The sequence below is a fragment of the Campylobacter concisus genome, assembly GCF_003048605.1.
In the GTDB taxonomy this organism is placed as follows: domain Bacteria; phylum Campylobacterota; class Campylobacteria; order Campylobacterales; family Campylobacteraceae; genus Campylobacter_A; species Campylobacter_A concisus_BM.
The window spans coordinates 75,759-94,746 of record NZ_PIRX01000004.1; the positions used below are offsets into that span (position 1 = coordinate 75,759).

Here is an 18,988-nt window from a genome sequence, read left to right on the forward strand (position 1 = left end):
TTATGGTTTATAGAAAAAACATGTATCCATTATAAACCATACATCTAATATCTAATAGCACACCATTTCAACTTTTGCTTTTAGCACACTAGCGTTTATGTTTGTGGCATAGGTTCCTAGTAAAATTTTATACTGCTTTTCATGCCCTACTATTTGAGCTATGATATTTGGCTCTACTTCTTGTTGGACAAGCGTATCTATAAAGTAGTGCCTAAATGAGTAGAAAGTCTTTTGTTTGTCGCTACTTATTAGCTTTCGTTGTATTTGTGATCTAAAAATTTCTGAAAAATCTTTGTTGCTTACTTTGAAGATGCTTTTATTTGCACTAGCTCTTTGTTTTACAAACCCCATTAGTCCAAGCTCTATTAGCTTGCTATGGACTGGCACAAGCCTTATGGAGTTTATATTTTTGGTACTCTTACCATCATCTCTATTTACACTAAAGCAAAGCACGTTATTGTGTTGCACGATATCACGTGCTCTTAGCTGAACTATCTCGTTTATCCTCATGCCACTATATGCTGCTATCATGGTTATATAGTATAGATCATTTGCACTTATCCGCTTGCTTGGTGACTTGTTGGTCTCTTTAAAATTTTGGACTATTTTAAAGATAGCATTAGCCTCTTCTTTGCTATAAGGCAGAACCTTACGCTCCATCGGATTTATCTCTACTTTTATGTTTAAGTCATTTACGATGCTCTTACTTATGTAGTCGCTGTTGTAGCAATACTTAAAGAACTGCACTACTCTTATCATATATTTTTGTATGGTTACTTGTGATAGCTTGGCATCGTTTTTGCCTATATGTATGATTTGCTCTAGGCTTTTGTCTTTATATTTAGCTTTTTGGTTTAGCTTGGTTGGTATGTGAGCCAAAGTATTTCTAAATTTAAGCAGATCATCTCGTGATATGGTTGTGATGTCCTTGTTCGGATGAAAGAATTTAAATAATATATTGCCTACTATATTTACTAGATCCATAGTGCTACTTGACCACTTTTGACTAACGCTAGTGTTAGCTGTAAAATTTTCAAATGCCGTTTTTAATGTGATGATCTCCCTACTCTCCACCTTTTTTGGGCTAGTAGTGCATGGCACTATCTCGTATTCTTGTACTGCCTCATCGTTTAAGCTACCCATGTCAAAGCTACTATCTCCTACTTTTATGCGCTTGCCTATTAGATGGCTATTGCTAGTTAGTATCTGCTCTGCATTCCTCTCATCACCTTTTGTTTTTACTAGTTTAAAAGGAGTGTTAAGCCCGTATTGTTGCTCGGCAGTTGCCATTATGGCATGTGAGAAATTTTTAGCTAGGCTTTTGATATCTTCTTTGTTAAGAGGTAGCCCATTTGCTTCATCTAGAGAGTTGATGTTATCTTGAAAGCTATCTATATCGTTTGGCTCAAATTTATAACTTTCATCTTGCTTACTTAAAAATTTAAGTCTTTTAGACACAAGGTTTGTGCTCTTATCAAGCTTTGATATTAGGTAGTTTAGGGACAATATATGTTTTTCAAGCAGGGTTTGAGCTATGCTGGCTTTATCATCTTGATCTATGGCTTCATCTGGACTATTAGATAAAATTTCAGCCTTACCATTTAAAGTCTCATTGCTTTTATTAAGTAAATCAGGGAAGCTATCATTTTTTAAGGCCTCTTTGAAGTGCCTATTTAACGCATCTGCAAAGTCAATATCTATCTTTTTATCATAAAGCGAATGCTCTTTTATGCTCTTATCGATCTTTGCTTGCATAAAACTATCAACTAATGAATCTATAATTCCTTGATTTAGCTTCATATCCACCGCCTTTGTTATGAGATAAATATATCTATCATAGATTCTAGCAGATTTTCTGGCTTTTAATAAGGAATAAGTCCCCAAGGAGAAAGATAGCTCTCTTGAGCACTTTAAGACTTTTCTTGCTTTTGGTGCGATGACGCTTCGGTAGTAATAAATTCCATTGCGGTTTTTTAGATGTACCATGGATTTGCAGTGGAACAAAAGTGGAACACCTGACTAGTGCTTATGACAAAAAGTTGTTTGTAATGGCGATGCAGCAGGGCTTTAAGCGATATTTAAAAATCTATCCTCATAAGGCCGGAGGTCGGGAGTTCAAGTCTCCCCCGTGACACCAAAACACACTATTTTAGGCACTAGCAGTGATGCTTTTGCTCTTTCCCTTTCTTCAAAATTTCCTAAAAGTATGGTACAGTTTTTATAAAAAGCGGTACATTTTTTCAGGATAGATTTATTTTACAAGATGCTTTCTATAAATTTGCTTTTATTTTTATTGATAGGCAATATCTTATCTCAAGTAGACATCTTCATAGCCTAGTAACTTGTCCTTGGCAACCTTTGGGTCTTATAGACGCTCACTTAGCTTCTTTTTAAACTTCACTTTTATGCTATTGTCAAGCTTTTGCCACTCTTTTAAAGCACCTGGTAGAAATTCTAACTCATAGCTCATCTAAGCTTACTTTTACTGGTTTTTCGCCACTTATATAAATCTAAATTTGTGTCAAATAATAATTTTTTAAATAATAAGAAATAGCGAAGAGCAAAACTCTTCGCATAATTGATTATAGGTGATCTTCGGGTGCAGTTGTTGGCATGAAAAATGTAGTTGGAGTAAGATCAAGCGTCTCACCTGATGGGTTGGTAGCTTTTGCCTCAACTGTGTGGTAGTCAAGCATAGAGTCTTTATAATCAACTTTTGCCTCTACGCTCCATTTGCCATTCTCATCAGCTCTTGTTGTTAAAATATCTTGTATTTCAACTGGAGTTCTCTGATTAGTCATAAAATCATAGCCATGATGCTTAACAACCAATGTGATCTCAGCATTTGCTTCTGCTGTGCCCTCAAATGTTGGCCTTCTATCCCCATCAACAGGTCTATAAACAGGACTATAATCGCCTTGCACTTCTGTTAGATCACTAAATTCATCATCATATATACGCTCTATTGAGAATGCACCATTTTTTGGCGTATAGTTTTTAGGTAATTTTGTAAAACTTGAATTACCAGCAGGATCAAATACCTGTGTTGTGAAAGAGTATTCGCCAGGCGTAAAGTGTTCTGGAAAACCATCACCCATTGTAGATTTATCTACTGTGAAGTTGCCATTATCATCAGCTGTTACCTTGCCTTCAAAAACTGTATGAGTTCCACTATCTTCTATTTTGCCTATTCTTACATTTATTTCAGAATTTGGCTCAGTCTTTCCAGTCATTGATGGTTCAGGATCACCATCACTCATAGAAACTACATCTTTTCTTATAATATTATGTGGCAAATCTGTCCACTCTACTGTTGGCTTAGTTGTATCAATAGTAACCTCAGCTTCTTTGCTACTAAGGCTTCTCTCACCATCTACAACAGCCACAGTTGTGATAGTGTGCTTTCCATCAGGAAGGTCATTTTGTACCACATACTCCCAAGTGCCATTATCATAGGCTCTTGTTTCATCTATCTTATTACCATTGTCATAGATTTCAACTATTGATCCAGCCTCTGCTGTTCCTTTGATAAATGGTCTATTATCATTTGATAGATCACCTATTACATCAGCATTCCATTTACCACCATACCTGCCATCTATTATTGTTGTGATTGTTGGAGTTGGGACATTGCTGGTTGGATATATCTCATTAATAGCAACTGCAAGGTTGTCAAGTGTAACTGCACCACCTACACCTGTTTGAACTGGGGCATTTGTGCTTGTTTGAGATGAAAGATTATTAAAATTCGCATTTATATTTGAGTAGTGACCACCCTGAGCAAAGCTAGCAGCACCAAGACTTACGCCGTCACCTCCAGCGTTTCCACCAGCTTGGTTTACACCGGCTGCAGTCTCTTCTAAACCAGCTAGACCTTCACCACTTAAGATCGCTTTTTGAAGTGAAGTTATGTCTGCTGTTGTTTGAGAATTTTCACTAACGCTTTGGTCTAAATTTATTGAGTCTTTACCTATTAGGCTTATCTCTTTTCCATCTGCTTTTGCTATTACTACTTTTGCATCAGTTGATTCAGTGACTATCTTTTCTCCTTGATATACTATATCACCTACTTTTAATTCTCTGCTTTCACCTGTTAGGCTTATAGCTTTTACGCTTCCTCGCGTTACATTTTTTACTACGCCTATTTCCTTTGACATGTGTCTCCCTTTTTTAAATTTTTTCGTAAATTTAGCGATTTTATCAAAATCAAACCATTGTACTTTGGTACAGTTGTGACATATTTATGACTGGGAATTTTGTAAATTTAGATTTTGTGGGGGTTTGAAATAGTTATAAAATTTTAGGTATTGCAAAGAAATTTAGAGCAAATTTCTTTGCAAATTTAAGCTTACTTCACAAAAAACTCTTGTGCTAGCTTTTTATCTTCAGGCCTAATAATAAATTTCTCATTAGCGATGCTAACTTCAAATTCATCATCTCTGCTAGCTTTTGTATAAGCTAGCGCGAGCCTTGCAGCAAGCTCTTTGTCGGCTTTGCTAGCATTTTTGCTTATAAAGCTAACAGCTCCCACGATGTCATCGCTCTCTTTAAATTTCACCTGCTCAAATTTATCATTTGGATGAGCCAAAAGTGCGTTATTATCGCTCTCATCACGTCCTATTATCATTTTAGCTCCATCAACCAAGCGCAGATGCCTACCAAGTTTTAGCCACGTAACGTCGATATCTCGCATCTCTTTGTCAAATTTCAAGTAGTCTTTTATCTTTACAGCAAAGCTCTCGATCGTTAGCAAACACCCACCTCCAGGCGTTGCAAAGTCCTCAAAGCCAAATTCCTTCGCCAAAGCAAGCTGCGGCTTTCTATCGCGCCCGCTTATGTCAAGTAGCTTCTCTCTATCGACCCAGCCCTCGCGCTCTGGCTTAGTTGGTGGCAAGAGCTTAGCACACATCGGACGAAGCACTAGATCGTCCTCATCATCAGCTAGGCGTTTCACCTGAAAAAGTGCGTCTCTGCGCTGGCTCATCGGTCTTTGACCCAAAACTTCGCCAGTGATTATAAAATTTGCATTTTCACTTTTTAGCATATTAAGAGCGGTTTTAAACATATATCCGTGGCAGTCGATACAAGGGTTAAACTGCTTGCCATAGCCGTATTTTGGGTTAAAGAGCACGTCACGAAGATACTCGTTTCTCATATCAACTACCTTTAGGCTAGCCCCAGCCAAGGCTGCACGGCGCCTTAAAACTTCGTACTTCTCCTCATCCACGCCAAATCCAGTATCCATATAAAGTGCGACCACTTCGATGTTTTGATCGCTTATTATTTTCATAGAGAGCATGCTATCAAGCCCTCCGCTAAACAAAGCTAAAGCCTTCATTTTTGTCCCAAAAAGTAAAATTTAAAGCCTAAATTTACTAAATCTAGGCTTTTATGAAGTTTATTTAGCAGCGTTAATTACGATTTTTTTAATGACTTCGCTTGAGGCTTTTAGGCTGCTAACTGGTAAGTACTCGTAGATAGAGTGAAAGTTATTTCCGCCTGTGAATAAATTTAGCGTTGGTACGCCCTTTGCAGAGATCGCAGCACCGTCATATCCGCCACGCATCGGCTTTATGTTTGGCGTGATATTTAGCTCGCTAAAGGCATCTTTTGCTAGTTTTATAGGCAGTGAATTTTCATCTTTTAAAAATTTAAAGACATTTTCATAGCGTGTTTTTAGCGTGATCTCGCAACGATCTCCATAAATTTTATTAAAAGAATTTGCCATCTCACTTAAAAACTCAAGCCTTTTTTGAAATTTCACCTCGTCAAATTCTCTTATGTCGATCTTGAGCGTCGTTTTTGCGCTGTTTCCGCTAAGCTCTTTCACCCAAAAATAGCCCTCTTTGCCATCGGTGCACTCTGGCACTTCGCCGCCTGGCAAAAGCGAGATAAATTTATGCGCAAGAAGTAGTGAATTTACTAATTTGCCCTTTGCGTTCATCGGATGAGCCGAAACGCCTTTAAAGACCGCCGTGCAGTCAGCTGCGTTCCAGTTTTCATATATTAGCTCGCCTATCTCGCAGCAGTCTAAGCAGTAGCCAAAACTAGCTCCAAGCAAATTTACATCAAGCGCCTTTGCACCAAGCAAGCCCTGCTCCTCATCAGGCACGAAGCAGATCACGATCTTGCCGTGCTTAACCTCAGGATTTTGCATAAAAAAGCTAGCCATATTTACGATACTAGCGATCGCAGCCTTATCATCAGCGCCAAGCAAGCTAGTGCCGTCAGTCACGACTATGTCATCGCCCTCGTATTTTTTAAGCTCTGGGTTGTCGCTAAATTTAAGATAGATGCCCTGCTCTTCGTTTAGGCAGATGTCGCCGCCTGTGTATTTTACTATCTTAGCTTTTGTGTCGTTTTTTTGCTCGCTGCTTGTATCTAAGTGCGCAAAAAAGGCGATACTTGGGGCGTTTTCACAGTTTGGGGGGATCTTTGCTATCAAGATGGCACTATCTTGCAAGATGATATCTTTTATACCAAGCGAGCCAAGCTCATCTTTGATAAATTTGGCCAGCTCATACTCGGTTGGATTAGAAGGCATGATGCCTTTTAATCCATTATCTTTATTTGTCGTGGTGTTAAATTTCGTATAGTTTATAAATCTCTCTACGATATCCATCTTTCATCCTTAGATGACGAAAAATGCGATCGCCACAACAGAGAGAAACATGCCTAAAAACGTTCTTTTTGCGAGCTCAACTGGGCTAACCATAGCAATACCTGCACAAACGATAGCAGCACCAGCGATCGGAGAAGCTGAACGTCCAAGTGAGCCAGCGATGGCTGCAGCCATACCAAGCTTATCTTGCTCAAAGCCAAGTGCAGCAGCGTTTGTTGTGACAGCTTCGTTAAATGCAAATGTAGCAGCGTCGCCTGAGCCTGTAACTATACCCATGATAAATGGCACAAATGTTCCGCCAAATTTAACGTAGCTTTGATCAGTTTTTAACCATGCGATGACCACATCAACGGCTCCGCACGCCTTTAGACCTGCGACAAAGACGCCAGCTGCGATGATGATACCGATAACATCAGCGTAAGCGTGACCCATGCCGTTAAAGAACTCTTTTGTGATCTTTTGTGGGTTTGTAAGCGTAGCAAAGATAGCTATGATAGCACCAAGTATCATCGCCTCAGCAACGCCCATCTTTGTCCATGCCAAAAAGCTGTAGTCTTTTGCTAGGCTTGTTCCGCCGATGACTAAAATGACAAGTGGGACAAGTGGCATAAGAGCGTAGATCAAATTTACTTTAAACGCTGACTTCTCTTCGCTTGAGGCGCCATTTTCAAGAGTGAAATTTGTACCTTTTTGATAGTCTTTAAATAATATTGCGACAATAGTTAGCATGACAACTACGATAGCAAGAGCTGTAAATGCACTAGGAATTTGCACTTTTATGATGTCTTGAACTGTGTAGCCCTCAACTGTCTTTTTGACAAGGTCAGCCACATATATGTTGTGCGCAGAGCCTGGGCTTAGGACTGAGCCAAATGTACCAGCAAAAACAGCCGCACCAGCCATCGCAGGGCGAACGCCTGAAGCCATTAGAAGTGGTATAAGTGTCGCACCAACAGCAGCCGAGCAGCCAGCAGCTGAAGGGATAGCGATATTTATAAAGTAAGTTAGCACGGTTGTTACAGGGATCAAGATAAATCCCACGTTTTTAAGTGGCTTTGTAAGAAGCGCAACAAGGTGCTTATCGCACATTGTGTATTTCATAACAAAAGCAAAACCCATACTCGCACAAATAGCTTTTATAAGCCCTGCTTTTGTCATATAGTCAGTAAAAGCACTTAGTGCCCCCATCGGTTTTAGTGCGATTATACAAAGCACCAAACCAACACCTATTAGCACCGTTCTTGTCTCTTTTTTTAAGACTAGAAGTGCGACAACTGCAACGATGCCAAGAATGGCAGCGATTAGCTTGAATGATTCCATACCTCTCTCCTTGTTTAGATTTTAAATTTAGTTCCAACTTCTATTTTTTCTATCTCTTTTTGATACTCAAATTTTAAAATTTCGCTGTGTCCTATGACCTCAGCTTCGTTGCCTCCTATAAGCAAAGCCGTGCCCTCTGGCAAAGCGTAGATAGTCTCTTTTGGATTTGCTATTAAAAATTCCTCCAACCTCTCCTCCCTGCTCTCGCCGTTATGACCTGCTAGCTTGCCGCTTATAAAGTGAGGGTTGATCTGATATGGGAAGATATTTAGGCTATCAAAGGACTTTGGCATGATGATAGGCATATCATTTGTCGTCATCATCGTCTTTCCAGCGATATTTGCGCCTGCTGACCAGCCAAAGTATTTTGCACCATTAGCCACAGCCTCTTTTATAGGCTCGATTAAATTTAGCTTATAAAGCGTGTAAAGAAGCATGAAGGTATTACCACCGCCAACTGCGATACTGTTAGCGTTTTTGATCGCTGAAATTTTATCCTCGTAGTGATGGATAGATTTTATATTTTTATTTTTTAGGCGGTCGATCACCTTTTGCTCATATTCGTCATTTGTTCGTCTAACTCCAGCGTAAGGGATAAATAAAATCTCCTCCTTGCCACTCTCGCCCAAGAAGTCCTTAACCCAGTTTTTGCAGTGTCTCAAGTAGCCAGTATCTTGGTAGCTTGAAGCGCTGATTAGTAAAGCATTTTTCATTTTTTAGCTCCGTTTAGTTTGTAAGCAGCCCTTAGATAGATATCAACTCCAGCGACCAAACACTCCTCGTCAAAGTCAAATTTGCTGTTGTGATGGCCTGCTTTTAAATTTGTACCGATCATCATATATCCGCTCTTTGCGCCCCTATCTTGCAAAGCTCTCATAAAGTGAGCGAAGTCCTCGCAAGCACCAAAATCAAGCTCTTTAACGATCTTATCATCATCTATAAATGGACTTGCTTTTGCTGCTTCATAGAAAATTTCAGTCACCTCTTTGTCGCTATTTGCCCCGCTTGTGCCCCCAGTCATCACCACCTTGCTCTGGACGTCATAAATTTCACTCACACCTTTTACGATATCCATACATTTTTTATACATAAATTCATTTAAATTTGTATCCTCGCCCCTTGTTTCGCAGGCTATATAGCCGTTTGGTGCTATGACGTTTCTACCCTCGCCTGCTCTTAAAACGCCTACATTTATCCTAGTCACGCCCTTTGCGTGCCTTGTGATGCCATGCATGTTTAGAGCCATTTGAGCAGCGGCTAAAAGGGCGTTTGCTCCCTCCTGCGGCGCTCCTGCTGCGTGAGCTGAGCGGCCAGTGATATGCACGTCAAATTTAGATGTTGCAAGCAGTTTGTTTGTGCCACAAACTATGCCCCCATTTGTTTCTGCTTGAAAGCCGATGTGTCCGCCAAGTAGGTACTCGATGCCCTCAAGCACCCCAGCAGCCTCCATAGCCACAGCGCCTCTTGTGCCCTCTTCTGCGGTTTGAAATATAAATTTAAATTTGCCATTAAAATCATCTAAATTTTTAGCGATCAGCTTTGCAAGCGCTAGACCCATCGCCATGTGTCCATCGTGCCCACAAGCATGCGTGATACCAGCGATATCTGAGCCAAAGCCCTCCTTACAAGGTCTATGAGCAGCCTCTGCACTCTCTGTCACATCAACGCTATCGATGTCAAATCTAAAAGCGCTAAATTTACCAGGTCTTTTTGTGTCGATGAAGGCTGTTAGCCCAGTTAGGCCATCTTTCATGCATTCAAGGTATTTTGCCTCGTCAGGATTTAAAAGACTTTTTGCTCGCTCGATCGCCTTTTGACACTGCTCTTTGCTGCCAACGCCTAGCCTTGCATCGCTTTTTACGACCTCTTCGCCAAGCTTCACCTCATAGCCTAGCTCGCTAAGCCTTTTTGCCAAAACCGCAGTCGTAAAAAAGGTAAACCAGCCAGTTTCTGGGTGCGAGTGAAAGTATCTGCGGTCTTTGATGAGCTCATCTTTTAAAGATAGTGCTAAATTTGCTATTTTATCCATGACTACTCCTCGTTTGAAAGTCTTATTAGTGCGTTTGTTAAAATTTTTGTTGCTGTTACGGCGTCTTTAAAATTTATCGCCTCTTTGGTGTTGTGACTGATACCATCCACACAAGGGATAAAGAGCATGCCAACGCTGCTTGCAAGCTTGGTTAAATTCATCGCGTCATGCCCAGCCCCACTTGGCAATGTAAGAGTTTTTACGCCAAGCTTTCTGGCCTCATCTTCAAGTAAATTCATGGCGTGCTCACTTAGTTTTACTGGCTCGTCGCTACTTAGCTCTCCTATCTCGTAGCTAAATTTAAGCTCACGGCTTAGCTCGTCCACGAAATTTCTAAGCTCTAAATTTAGCTCATCAAGGCTTTTTTTATCGATATCTCTTAGATCAACGCCAAGCCTCGTCTCGCCTGGCACGACGTTTAAAACGCCTGGTTTTGCATGAGCGTAGCCAACGGTCGCGACGGCTGTTTTTTTGTTTTTAGCAAATTTATTTGCAGCGATTATGATGTGTGAAGCAGCAAGCAGGGCGTCACTACGCATATTCATAGGAGTTGCGCCACTGTGATCAGCCTTGCCACGTATAGTGATCTCAAATCTAATAGGCGCTGCGATACCACTTACCACGCCAACGCTTATACCGCTTCGCTCAAGCACTGGGCCTTGCTCGATGTGAAGCTCAAGATAGGCGTGCAGGGAGTTTTCTTTTAAGATGGCTTCATCTAAATTTTGTGGTTTAAACCCAGCCGCGCTCATCGCCTCAAAAAGCGAGATGCCATCTTCATCTTTTAGCTCATGAAGCCTTTGCTGGCTTAGTTTGCCGCTTATTATCTTGCTGCCAATAGTCGCTGTCTTAAAGCGGCTTGACTCCTCACAGCTAAAATTTATGAGCCAAAGCGGGCGCTTTAGCTTGATGCCAGCCTCTTTTATAGAGCTTAGTGCCTCAAGCCCAGCCATGACGCCAAGCGTGCCGTCATAAAAGCCGCCATTTGGCACGCTGTCTATGTGAGAACCCACGCAAACTGGCTTCGCGTCTGCCTCGCAGCCATCATTATAGATGGCGTAGATGTTGCCGACATTGTCAATTTTAAGTTTAAAGCCATTTTTTTCTATCAAATTTATAAGAAATTTTCTTGCTTCAAGGTCTTCTTTGCTAAAAGCTAGCCTTGTTAGCCCACCGCCTTTTAGCGCTCCAAACTCGCTTATAGCGTTAAAATTTCTCTCAAATCTTTTAGCGTCTATCATCATAAATCCTTAAAATATAAAGCCAATCTTAAAAAGATTTATTACTTTAAGCATTTTACATTTTGTTTTATGATTTGAAGCTGAAAAAGTGTGAGTTTTTAAATTTTATAAAGCTGTGTCTTGAGATCTTTGATGATAAATAGCAGTTTTTCTAAAATTTCTATCTTATTTGGGTTGTCAGAGCCTTTTAAAATTTGCTGCTCGTTCTCGTAAAAGGCGATTTGCATATTTAAAATAGCCTTTTGCAAAGTGGTTGCATCGATGATCTCATGGATATTTTCGTCCATTAAAATTTCTCTAACCATCTGCTCGTCGCTCACGTCGTATCTATAAAGGATGGCGTTTAGATACTCGGGATGCTTTATGAAGTATCTAGCTCCAAGCTTTGAGAGTATCTCATCTCTGTAGTTTGGGTTATTTAGCATGGTTTTAAAAAGTGCAAACTCAAGCGGGTCTTTGTTCATCACAGCTGGCACCTCATCTACCATGACAGAATTGCTAAATTCATCTTTATCTTTTTTTCTAAATTCTCTTTTAAATTTAGCTTCATTTTTTGGCTTCTGCTTTAGCCCAAACCTATCTGCTACGCTTTGTGGAGTGAGGTTAAATCTTGCTGCTACCTCGGTCACATACGAGCTTGCTATCTCCTCTCCAAGCTCGTCCATATAGGCTTTTATCTCGCTTAGGCAGTTATCTCTTTGCATTGAGCGGGTTATGTCGTACTTTTGCATGATCTTTTCTATATAAAATTTCACCGCGTCCTCGCCTGAGCCAAAGAGCTCATTAAGCTCCTTTATCTTGCCTGCAAAGACCATATCAGCGGGGTCTGCGCCGTTACTTATGATGACTACTTTTGTATCTATCTTATTTATGCTTAGCAGGTGAGCTGACTTTATGGCTGCATTTATACCAGCACCATCCCCGTCAAAGCAAAGCACCACGCTTATCTCGCCTCTTTTTAAAAGTGGCAAGTGGCTTGTAGTAAGTGCTGTGCCAAGCACGGCAACAGCGTTTGTAAAGCCAGCGTAGTGAAGCATGATGACATCTAGATAGCCTTCAGTTATTATTATCTGATTTTTCTCAAAGATGCTTTGTCTAGCAAGGTGGTAGCCATAGAGTAGTTTTGACTTGTCAAATACCGCACTTTGAGGCGAATTTACATATTTTGCAGGGTGATCTGATATCGTTCTGCCGCCAAAACCAACTAGCCTTGTCGTGTGCGAGTAGATAGGAAATGTTACGCGCTCGATGAAACTAGCGTAAATTCCCTTTTCATTTTGCTTTACGATGCCAACTTCAAGCGCCTCTTTTGGCTCGATATTCTCATTTTGCAAAAGCCTAATGGTACTTTTACTATCCCCAGCCCAGCCAAGCTCAAATTTCTCTATCATCGCGTCATTTATGCCGCGCGACTTGATATATCTAACGGCCGCTTCATTTTTGTAAAACTCACTTCTATAAAAGGCATTTACCTTTTCTAAAATGTGCTTATTTTCTTTTTGTGTTGGCACCTTGTCGTTTGTGTATTCAAGGCTAAAATTTGAAATTTGAGCGATCTTTTCTATCGCCTCTGGGTAGGTTAGCTTTTCATAATCCATCACAAATTTAACCGCATCTCCACCAGCTTTGCAGGCAAAGCAGTGATACATCTGCTTGTTTTGATTTATGCTCATGCTCGGGTTTTTGTCGTCGTGAAACGGACATACGCACTTGTAGCTTGAGCCCATCTTTTTAACTGGGATATACTGCTCGATGATATTAACAATGTCTATTTGGTTTTTTAATTTTTCAATGGATTTTGGATCTATCATAAGCAAAATTATACAACTGCTTTGTTATAATTAAAGTAAAATTTTATTACAAAGTGTTAGCGTGGATATTTTTTTCATTGGACACAGAGATCCGATATTTAGCCTTATTATTCTATTTAGTATCATCTTGATGATCGCAGCTTTAAGCTATGCTTGGGGCATATTTTCAAGCAAAGATGAGAAAAAACGCATCGAGAAATTTATCAAGAAATTTGACAGCAAAGATGGCATAAGCGACGAGCACAAGCAGATGCTAAAAAGCCCAGAAGTAGATATACCAAGCCTTAGCATGCTAGGTCAGACCTTTGCTAAAAATGGCGACTTTGAAAAATCAATCGGCGTCTATCTCATCGCACTTGAAAAGGTAAAAGATAAAAACGAGAAGGAATTTATCCTAAACGAGCTTGGAGAGGTCTATTTTAAGGCTGGATTTTTAAAAAAAGCTAGCGAAATCTTTGAAAAAGCTCTTGAGCTAAGCCCTAGAAACGTGCTCGCACTGCGCTTTTTAACGATGATAGATGAGAAGCTTAAAAACTATAAAGAAGCCCTTTATGCGCTAAATTCGCTTGAAGAGCTAGGGACAAATGTAAAAGATCAAAAGGCCTATATAAAGGCGATCAGCACGCTTGATGATAGAAATTTAAGCTTTAGCGAAAAGGTAGAGATTCTCTCGCACCTTAGCCAAAATTTTGAGCTTTTAAAGCGCATGATCCTAGCGCTTTTCATAAGGCACAATGAAAATTTAGAAAATTTAAAAGATTTTGCCAAATTTGAAGATGTGCTAGACCTGCTTTATAACCTAAAAACACCTATAAATTTAAGCGATCCAAAATACAAATCACTCTTTTACGCAAAGGGCGATATAGATGAGCCATGTGAAATTTATGGCTTTGAGCTAAATGCTATAAAAAGGCTAAAAGATGCTAAATTTGACGCGGCTGGGCTAAGCTTTAACTACGTTTGCAAAAACTGCAAAAACTCATTTCCTATGCACTTTTACCGCTGTCCGGTCTGTCACGAGCTAGGAAGTGTGAAAATTTTATCCCACATCACAGAAAAACCAAGTGAAGATAGTAACACTTTTTAGCGACGGCTCGTGCCTTGGAAACCCTGGAGCTGGCGGCTGGGCTTACATTTTGAGATTTAATGAAGCGCAGAAAAAAGCAAGTGGCGGCGAGGCATATACGACAAATAACCAAATGGAGCTAAAAGCTGCGATAATGGGGCTAAAAGCACTAAAAGAGCCCTGCGAGGTAAGGCTCTTTACCGATAGCTCATACGTGGCAAATAGCATAAATGAGTGGCTTGCAAACTGGCAAAAGAGAAATTTTAAAAATGTAAAAAATGTCGAGCTTTGGCAGGAGTATTTAGAAATTTCAAAGCCGCATAAAGTCGTAGCTAGCTGGGTTAAGGGGCATGCTGGACACCCTGAAAACGAGGAGTGCGACCAGATGGCAAGAGACGAGGCATTAAGAATAAAAGATGAGAATAAAATATGAAAAATTTAGAAGAATTTGAACGTAATCTTGGCTATAAATTTAAAAAATCTGAGCTTTTGGAAGAGGCGCTAACGCACAAGAGCACCAAGCAGGCGTTAAATAACGAGAGGCTCGAGTTTTTGGGCGATGCGGTGATGGATCTGCTCGTGGCTGAGTATCTTTTTAAGAAATTTAGCAAGATCGCAGAGGGCGATATGAGCAAACTTCGCGCCGCACTTGTAAATGAAAAAAGCTTTGCAAATATGTCTAGACGGCTAAAAATGGGCGAGTTTTTAAGGCTTAGCCAAGCCGAGGAAAATAACGGCGGTAGAGAGAAAGATAGCATTTTAAGCGACGCGTTTGAAGCTGTGATGGGCGCTATCTACCTAGAGGCTGGACTTGATAAAGTGCGAGAAATTTCGATCACGCTGCTTGAGCTTTGCTATCCGCAAATCGACTTTGCACACCTTGAAAAGGACTACAAAACGGCCCTTCAAGAGGTCACTCAAGCAACCCTTGGTGTCATACCAAGCTACGAGCTCATAGGCTCATTTGGCCCTGATCACAAGAAAGAATTTGAGATAGCTCTACTACTAAATGGCAAGGAAATTTCACGAGCCGTTGGAAGCTCCAAAAAGCAGGCCCAACAGCTCGCAGCAAAGATAGCGCTAGAAAAAATCAAAAAATAGGATAAATTTTGAATACATTTGGCAAAAAACTAACCTTAACTAGCTTTGGCGAGAGCCATGGGGTGGCGATAGGCGGCGTGATAGACGGCCTGCCAGCTGGGCTAAAGATCGATGCAGACTTCATCCAAAGTGAGCTTGACAAGCGTCGCCCTGGGCAAAGTAGCTTCACAACAGCAAGAGATGAGGCTGATAAGATAGAAATTTTTAGCGGCGTTTTTGATGGCATGAGCACTGGAGCGCCGATAGGTTTTGCCATTTTTAACAACAACCAAAAGTCAAATGACTATGAAAATTTACGTGAGATTTTCCGCCCTGGCCATGCTGACCTTACATATTTTAAAAAATATGGCATCAGAGATCACAGAGGTGGTGGGCGCGCGAGTGCCAGAGAGACTGCGGTAAGGGTCGCCGGTGGGGCATTTGCGCAGCTACTTTTAAATGAGTTTAAGATAGAAGTTTTAAGCGGTGTGCTTGGCATCGGCAAGGTCATTAGCGAAAAGGTTGATTTCGAATTTGCCAAAGAGTCGCAAATTTACGCTCTTGGCAACGAAGAGGCGATGAAAGAGGCAGTTAGCAAGGCTAGAAGCGAGCACGATAGCGTCGGAGCTGTGGTTTTAAGCGTGGCTAAAGGCGTGCCAGCTGGTCTTGGCGAGCCACTTTATGATAGGCTTGATAGCGCTCTAGCGGCGGCCTTAATGGGCATAAACGGCGTAAAGGCCGTAGAAGTCGGTGCTGGCGTAAATGTAAGCTCTATGCTTGGCTCAGCAAACAACGACGAGATGGACGAGCTTGGCTTTTTAAGCAACAACGCTGGTGGCATACTTGGCGGCATAAGCAGTGGGGCCCAGATCGTGCTAAAGAGCCATTTTAAGCCAACGCCTTCAATATTTAAAGAGCAAAAAACGCTAAATTTGTCTGGCGAGGCGGTGGATTTTGAGCTAAGAGGCAGGCACGATCCTTGCATAGGCATACGTGGCAGTGTCGTCGCAACCGCGATGATAAGGCTGGTTCTTGCTGACATGCTCCTACTAAATGCAAGCACGAAGCTTGAAAATTTAAAGAAAATTTACGGATAAATTTAGCCCACAAGCGAGAGCTAAATTTTGAAATTTACAGCGACCAGCTTGATCTCACCTTTATATTTTTCAAGATCGGCTAAGACCCTGCGTCCGCACTTGCTTGAGCGATGCTAGATGTGCCTTTGTCGCGAGTTAGAATTCTCCTCTAGCACTTCAGGGTCGCACCATGCGCCCTCGCAGATGGCGATGACGTACTTTGGGATGATGAGTGGCAAGCATGCCAACTAAAATTTCACCCCTGTCGTTAAATACTCTCACCACGTCGCCAGTTGCTATGCCTTCATTTACATTTATAAGCATCGGCTCTCTAGCACGCATCTTGGCGTAGTTTCTGATCACGGAGTTATTTAGCTGTGAGTGGAGGCGATATCTTTGGTGCTGGGTCTTTGCACTCAAATTTAGCCTTTTTCTAAAAGATTTTTATTAAAATTTTAAGCCATTTCAAACAAAATTTTACAAACTAACTTTTACCAAATTTCATCTATAATCCCCTTATGAAAAACCAAAATTTGCAAGAGAAAATTTACGCCGTTATCGACCTAAAGTCCTTTTATGCCTCGGTTGAGTGCGTAGAGCGTGGGCTTGATCCATTTAAGGCCGACCTAGTCGTGGCTGACGCTAGTCGTGGCAGTGGTGGCATCTGCTTAGCTGTTAGCCCTGCGCTTCGTACCAAGGGTGTGAAAAACCGCTGCAGGCTCTTTGAGATACCAAGGGATATCAAATTTATCATCGCGCCGCCTAGGATGCAGTTTTACATCGACTACGCCGCAAGGATTTATGAGATTTATCTAAAATATGTCTCCAAAGAGGACATCTACGTCTATTCGATCGATGAGTGCTTTATAGACCTCACTTCTTACTTGAAATTTTACGCTCTTGGCGCAAAAGAGATGGCAAAGATGATGATGGATGAGATCTTAAAAACGACTGGAGTGACGGCGACTTGTGGCATGGGGACAAATTTATACCTCGCAAAGATCGCGCTTGATATATTAGCAAAGCACCAAGATGACGGCATCGCGTATCTTGACGAAGAGCTTTATAAAAAGCAGCTCTGGACTCACCAGCCACTAAGTGACTTTTGGCGTATCGGTAAGCAAACTAGGCTAAAGCTCGAAAAATGCGGCATCTTTTGCATGAAAGATATCGCAAATGCACCAAAAAGCCTGCTCGAAAAAATTTTTGGCGTCGATGCTTACATCACGATCGATCACGCAAACGGCATAGAGCCAACGACGATAGCCGAGATAAAGGCGTATAAACCAAGCACGAAGTCCTACTTTAGCTCGGAAATTTTGCCCAGAGACTACGAGCGCTGCGAGGCGGTGATCGTGCTAAAAGAGATGGCTGACAGGCTCGCACTTAGGATGATAAACAAAGATGTGAGGGCGAGTGGGCTAACGATAAATGTGAGATTTGCCGATAAACTTGAGCCACAGCAACGTGCAAGCGTGCGGTTTAAAACGCCCACAAATATCTCAAGCGTGCTGATGAGCGCGGCTGAGGAGCTACTTTTAAATAAGATAAAAAATGCTGGGCTAATCAGGCAAATAGGCATATCGGCAAACGATGTGGTAAAAGAAAATTTGGCAGAATTTAGCCTATTTGAAGATGACGCTAAGGAAAAAGCGGTGCTAAAGTCGCTAAATTTGATAAAAGAGAAATTTGGCAAAAACTCGATCCTGCGTGCGATCGACCTGCTACCAGAAGCGACTGGGCAAGATAGAAACAAAAAGATCGGAGGGCACAAGAGCGGTGAGTAAAGATAGGGCAAAAATTTTTAGCTCGTTTAATCCTCTTTCTACCTTAGAGCGAGCCTTGCGCCAAAAAGAGCGAGAAAAATGCGAAAAACTAGAGCTTGATGAGAGCAAGGTCGATGAAATTTTAAAAAAATTAAGCGAGATAAAAATAGCTGATGAAGTGCGTGTAAGCTACCACAACGGCTTTACTTACGTAAGATCTGGCGGACTAGTCTCAGATGTAAATTTCAAAGACAAAACCCTCATGATCGTAAAAACTAAGATCAAATTTGAAGATATAAATGAGGTGGAGATAGTAAAGAAACGTAGTGAACTGCAAATTTAATTTATAATATTCAAATTTTATTTCTAATATGTTTATTTAACTAAAAAATCATTTAAATTTGCTATAATTCTTAAACACAAATCAAACAAAGGAATGTCTATGAAAAAAGCTTTTATTTTATCTTTGGTGGCTTCATTATGTTTAGCGAATGTCTATATAAAAACACAAGGCGATGTTATATATACCATAGATGGACAAACAAGCACGAAAACGGAAGTTAGAGATGGCTCTACTATAAAATTTGAAAGTGGAAACGGAAAACTTTTTCTTACCGACACAGTTTCAAATCAAGATATAGAGCTATCAAAGCCTGGGCAAAGTCATACAGCTGAAGTAGCTCAAACTATCTTTGGTGAGATCAAGGCATTTTTTACAGCAAAGGTTGAAGTCGAACAAAAAGGCGCATTTACAAGAGGTGGCGATTGTTTGGTATTTAAAATTTCAACCGACACATTACCTATTAACCAAAATGCCCACACACTAAAATATTATCAGAACGACAAGTTAGTCTATACTTGCAAGGTAGATGAGTGTTTTACACAGAAAAAAATAAAATCAAAATCTGGTGATATTATTCGTATTTTAGATAAGGATGGTTACGACATATATTGTCTAAGAATTGAAAAATAATTCG

Annotated in this window: 17 protein-coding genes and 1 pseudogene; 7 read left to right on the top strand and 11 right to left on the bottom strand. The window is 40.8% G+C overall.

Annotated elements, in window-relative coordinates; genetic code table 11:
• Positions 1 to 51 precede the first annotated feature (51 nt).
• From CVS86_RS04000 to dnaG, 10 genes are all read right to left on the bottom strand, one after another.
• Positions 52 to 1,800: a site-specific integrase gene (locus CVS86_RS04000; RefSeq protein ID WP_107791044.1), complete on the bottom strand. Its 1,749-nt coding sequence runs from the start codon at positions 1,798 to 1,800 to the stop codon at positions 52 to 54.
• Positions 1,801 to 2,365: 565 nt separating this feature from the next.
• Entirely contained in the window at positions 2,366 to 2,470 is a 105-nt protein-coding gene (locus tag CVS86_RS10230; RefSeq protein WP_413784221.1) for a type II toxin-antitoxin system RelE family toxin, read from the bottom strand.
• 112 nt (positions 2,471 to 2,582) lie between these two features.
• Entirely contained in the window at positions 2,583 to 4,157 is a 1,575-nt protein-coding gene (locus CVS86_RS04010; RefSeq protein ID WP_107791045.1) for a retention module-containing protein, read from the bottom strand.
• Between the two features lie 191 nt (positions 4,158 to 4,348).
• Positions 4,349 to 5,338, bottom strand: coding sequence for an argininosuccinate synthase domain-containing protein (locus CVS86_RS04015; protein WP_107791046.1), 990 nt, complete (start codon positions 5,336 to 5,338; stop codon positions 4,349 to 4,351).
• Between the two features lie 60 nt (positions 5,339 to 5,398).
• Positions 5,399 to 6,622, bottom strand: coding sequence for a peptidase T (pepT, locus tag CVS86_RS04020; protein ID WP_107791047.1), 1,224 nt, complete (start codon positions 6,620 to 6,622; stop codon positions 5,399 to 5,401).
• A gap of 9 nt (positions 6,623 to 6,631) precedes the next feature.
• A complete protein-coding gene (gene dcuC / locus CVS86_RS04025; RefSeq protein ID WP_103641943.1) occupies positions 6,632 to 7,942 on the bottom strand; it encodes a C4-dicarboxylate transporter DcuC in 1,311 nt (436 codons plus the stop codon).
• 14 nt (positions 7,943 to 7,956) lie between these two features.
• Positions 7,957 to 8,655, bottom strand: coding sequence for a dipeptidase PepE (pepE, locus tag CVS86_RS04030; RefSeq protein WP_107791048.1), 699 nt, complete (start codon positions 8,653 to 8,655; stop codon positions 7,957 to 7,959).
• Positions 8,652 to 9,971: an amidohydrolase gene (locus tag CVS86_RS04035; protein WP_107791049.1), complete on the bottom strand. Its 1,320-nt coding sequence runs from the start codon at positions 9,969 to 9,971 to the stop codon at positions 8,652 to 8,654. Before CVS86_RS04035 ends, pepE begins: the two co-directional genes overlap by 4 nt.
• A gap of 2 nt (positions 9,972 to 9,973) precedes the next feature.
• Positions 9,974 to 11,212 carry a M20 family metallo-hydrolase gene (locus CVS86_RS04040; RefSeq protein ID WP_107791050.1) on the bottom strand — a complete coding sequence of 413 codons (1,239 nt, stop codon included), beginning with the start codon at positions 11,210 to 11,212 and terminating at the stop codon, positions 9,974 to 9,976.
• Between the two features lie 98 nt (positions 11,213 to 11,310).
• Positions 11,311 to 13,023, bottom strand: coding sequence for a DNA primase (gene dnaG / locus CVS86_RS04045; RefSeq protein WP_199906520.1), 1,713 nt, complete (start codon positions 13,021 to 13,023; stop codon positions 11,311 to 11,313).
• Between the two features lie 61 nt (positions 13,024 to 13,084).
• Here dnaG and CVS86_RS04050 point away from each other — a divergent pair, with 61 nt between their 5' ends.
• The 4 genes from CVS86_RS04050 to aroC are packed head-to-tail and all read left to right on the top strand — an operon-like array spanning position 13,085 to position 16,266.
• Positions 13,085 to 14,110, top strand: a complete 1,026-nt coding sequence (locus tag CVS86_RS04050; protein ID WP_107791052.1) for a tetratricopeptide repeat protein — start codon at positions 13,085 to 13,087, stop codon at positions 14,108 to 14,110.
• Positions 14,088 to 14,522: a ribonuclease HI gene (rnhA, locus tag CVS86_RS04055; protein WP_103646482.1), complete on the top strand. Its 435-nt coding sequence runs from the start codon at positions 14,088 to 14,090 to the stop codon at positions 14,520 to 14,522. Before CVS86_RS04050 ends, rnhA begins: the two co-directional genes overlap by 23 nt.
• Positions 14,519 to 15,190, top strand: a complete 672-nt coding sequence (gene rnc, locus CVS86_RS04060) for a ribonuclease III (protein WP_103566893.1) — start codon at positions 14,519 to 14,521, stop codon at positions 15,188 to 15,190. The genes rnhA and rnc overlap by 4 nt, the downstream gene beginning before the upstream one ends.
• A gap of 8 nt (positions 15,191 to 15,198) precedes the next feature.
• Positions 15,199 to 16,266 (top strand): chorismate synthase, encoded by a 1,068-nt coding sequence (gene aroC, locus CVS86_RS04065; RefSeq protein WP_103646481.1) that lies wholly within the window; start codon positions 15,199 to 15,201, stop codon positions 16,264 to 16,266.
• Positions 16,267 to 16,286: 20 nt separating this feature from the next.
• Here aroC and CVS86_RS10235 read toward each other — a convergent pair.
• A pseudogene (locus tag CVS86_RS10235) lies at positions 16,287 to 16,653 on the bottom strand (molybdopterin dinucleotide binding domain-containing protein); the annotation flags it as partial.
• Between the two features lie 110 nt (positions 16,654 to 16,763).
• Here CVS86_RS10235 and CVS86_RS04075 point away from each other — a divergent pair.
• From CVS86_RS04075 to CVS86_RS04085, 3 genes are all read left to right on the top strand, one after another.
• Complete coding sequence (locus CVS86_RS04075) at positions 16,764 to 18,032, top strand: DNA repair protein (RefSeq protein ID WP_107791053.1); 1,269 nt, start codon at positions 16,764 to 16,766, stop codon at positions 18,030 to 18,032.
• Positions 18,025 to 18,354, top strand: a complete 330-nt coding sequence (locus tag CVS86_RS04080; RefSeq protein WP_107791054.1) for a YolD-like family protein — start codon at positions 18,025 to 18,027, stop codon at positions 18,352 to 18,354. Before CVS86_RS04075 ends, CVS86_RS04080 begins: the two co-directional genes overlap by 8 nt.
• 99 nt (positions 18,355 to 18,453) lie before the next feature.
• The gene (locus CVS86_RS04085; protein WP_103639141.1) at positions 18,454 to 18,984 is read left to right on the top strand and encodes a hypothetical protein; all 531 of its coding nucleotides are present in this window, start codon (positions 18,454 to 18,456) and stop codon (positions 18,982 to 18,984) included.
• Positions 18,985 to 18,988 lie beyond the last annotated feature (4 nt).

Excerpts from the sequence above, each read along its gene's own strand:
- rnc (WP_103566893.1), top strand. The coding sequence starts at position 14,519 with ATGAAAAATTTAGAAGAATTTGAACGTAATCTTGGCTATAAATTTAAA.
- pepE (WP_107791048.1), bottom strand. The coding sequence starts at position 8,655 with ATGAAAAATGCTTTACTAATCAGCGCTTCAAGCTACCAAGATACTGGC.
- pepT (WP_107791047.1), bottom strand. The coding sequence starts at position 6,622 with ATGGATATCGTAGAGAGATTTATAAACTATACGAAATTTAACACCACG.
- CVS86_RS04010 (WP_107791045.1), bottom strand. The coding sequence starts at position 4,157 with ATGTCAAAGGAAATAGGCGTAGTAAAAAATGTAACGCGAGGAAGCGTA.
- CVS86_RS04075 (WP_107791053.1), top strand. The coding sequence starts at position 16,764 with ATGAAAAACCAAAATTTGCAAGAGAAAATTTACGCCGTTATCGACCTA.
- dcuC (WP_103641943.1), bottom strand. The coding sequence starts at position 7,942 with ATGGAATCATTCAAGCTAATCGCTGCCATTCTTGGCATCGTTGCAGTT.
- CVS86_RS04000 (WP_107791044.1), bottom strand. The coding sequence starts at position 1,800 with ATGAAGCTAAATCAAGGAATTATAGATTCATTAGTTGATAGTTTTATG.
- CVS86_RS04085 (WP_103639141.1), top strand. The coding sequence starts at position 18,454 with ATGAAAAAAGCTTTTATTTTATCTTTGGTGGCTTCATTATGTTTAGCG.
- CVS86_RS04040 (WP_107791050.1), bottom strand. The coding sequence starts at position 11,212 with ATGATAGACGCTAAAAGATTTGAGAGAAATTTTAACGCTATAAGCGAG.
- CVS86_RS04035 (WP_107791049.1), bottom strand. The coding sequence starts at position 9,971 with ATGGATAAAATAGCAAATTTAGCACTATCTTTAAAAGATGAGCTCATC.
- CVS86_RS10230 (WP_413784221.1), bottom strand. The coding sequence starts at position 2,470 with ATGAGCTATGAGTTAGAATTTCTACCAGGTGCTTTAAAAGAGTGGCAA.
- dnaG (WP_199906520.1), bottom strand. The coding sequence starts at position 13,023 with ATGATAGATCCAAAATCCATTGAAAAATTAAAAAACCAAATAGACATT.
- CVS86_RS04015 (WP_107791046.1), bottom strand. The coding sequence starts at position 5,338 with ATGAAGGCTTTAGCTTTGTTTAGCGGAGGGCTTGATAGCATGCTCTCT.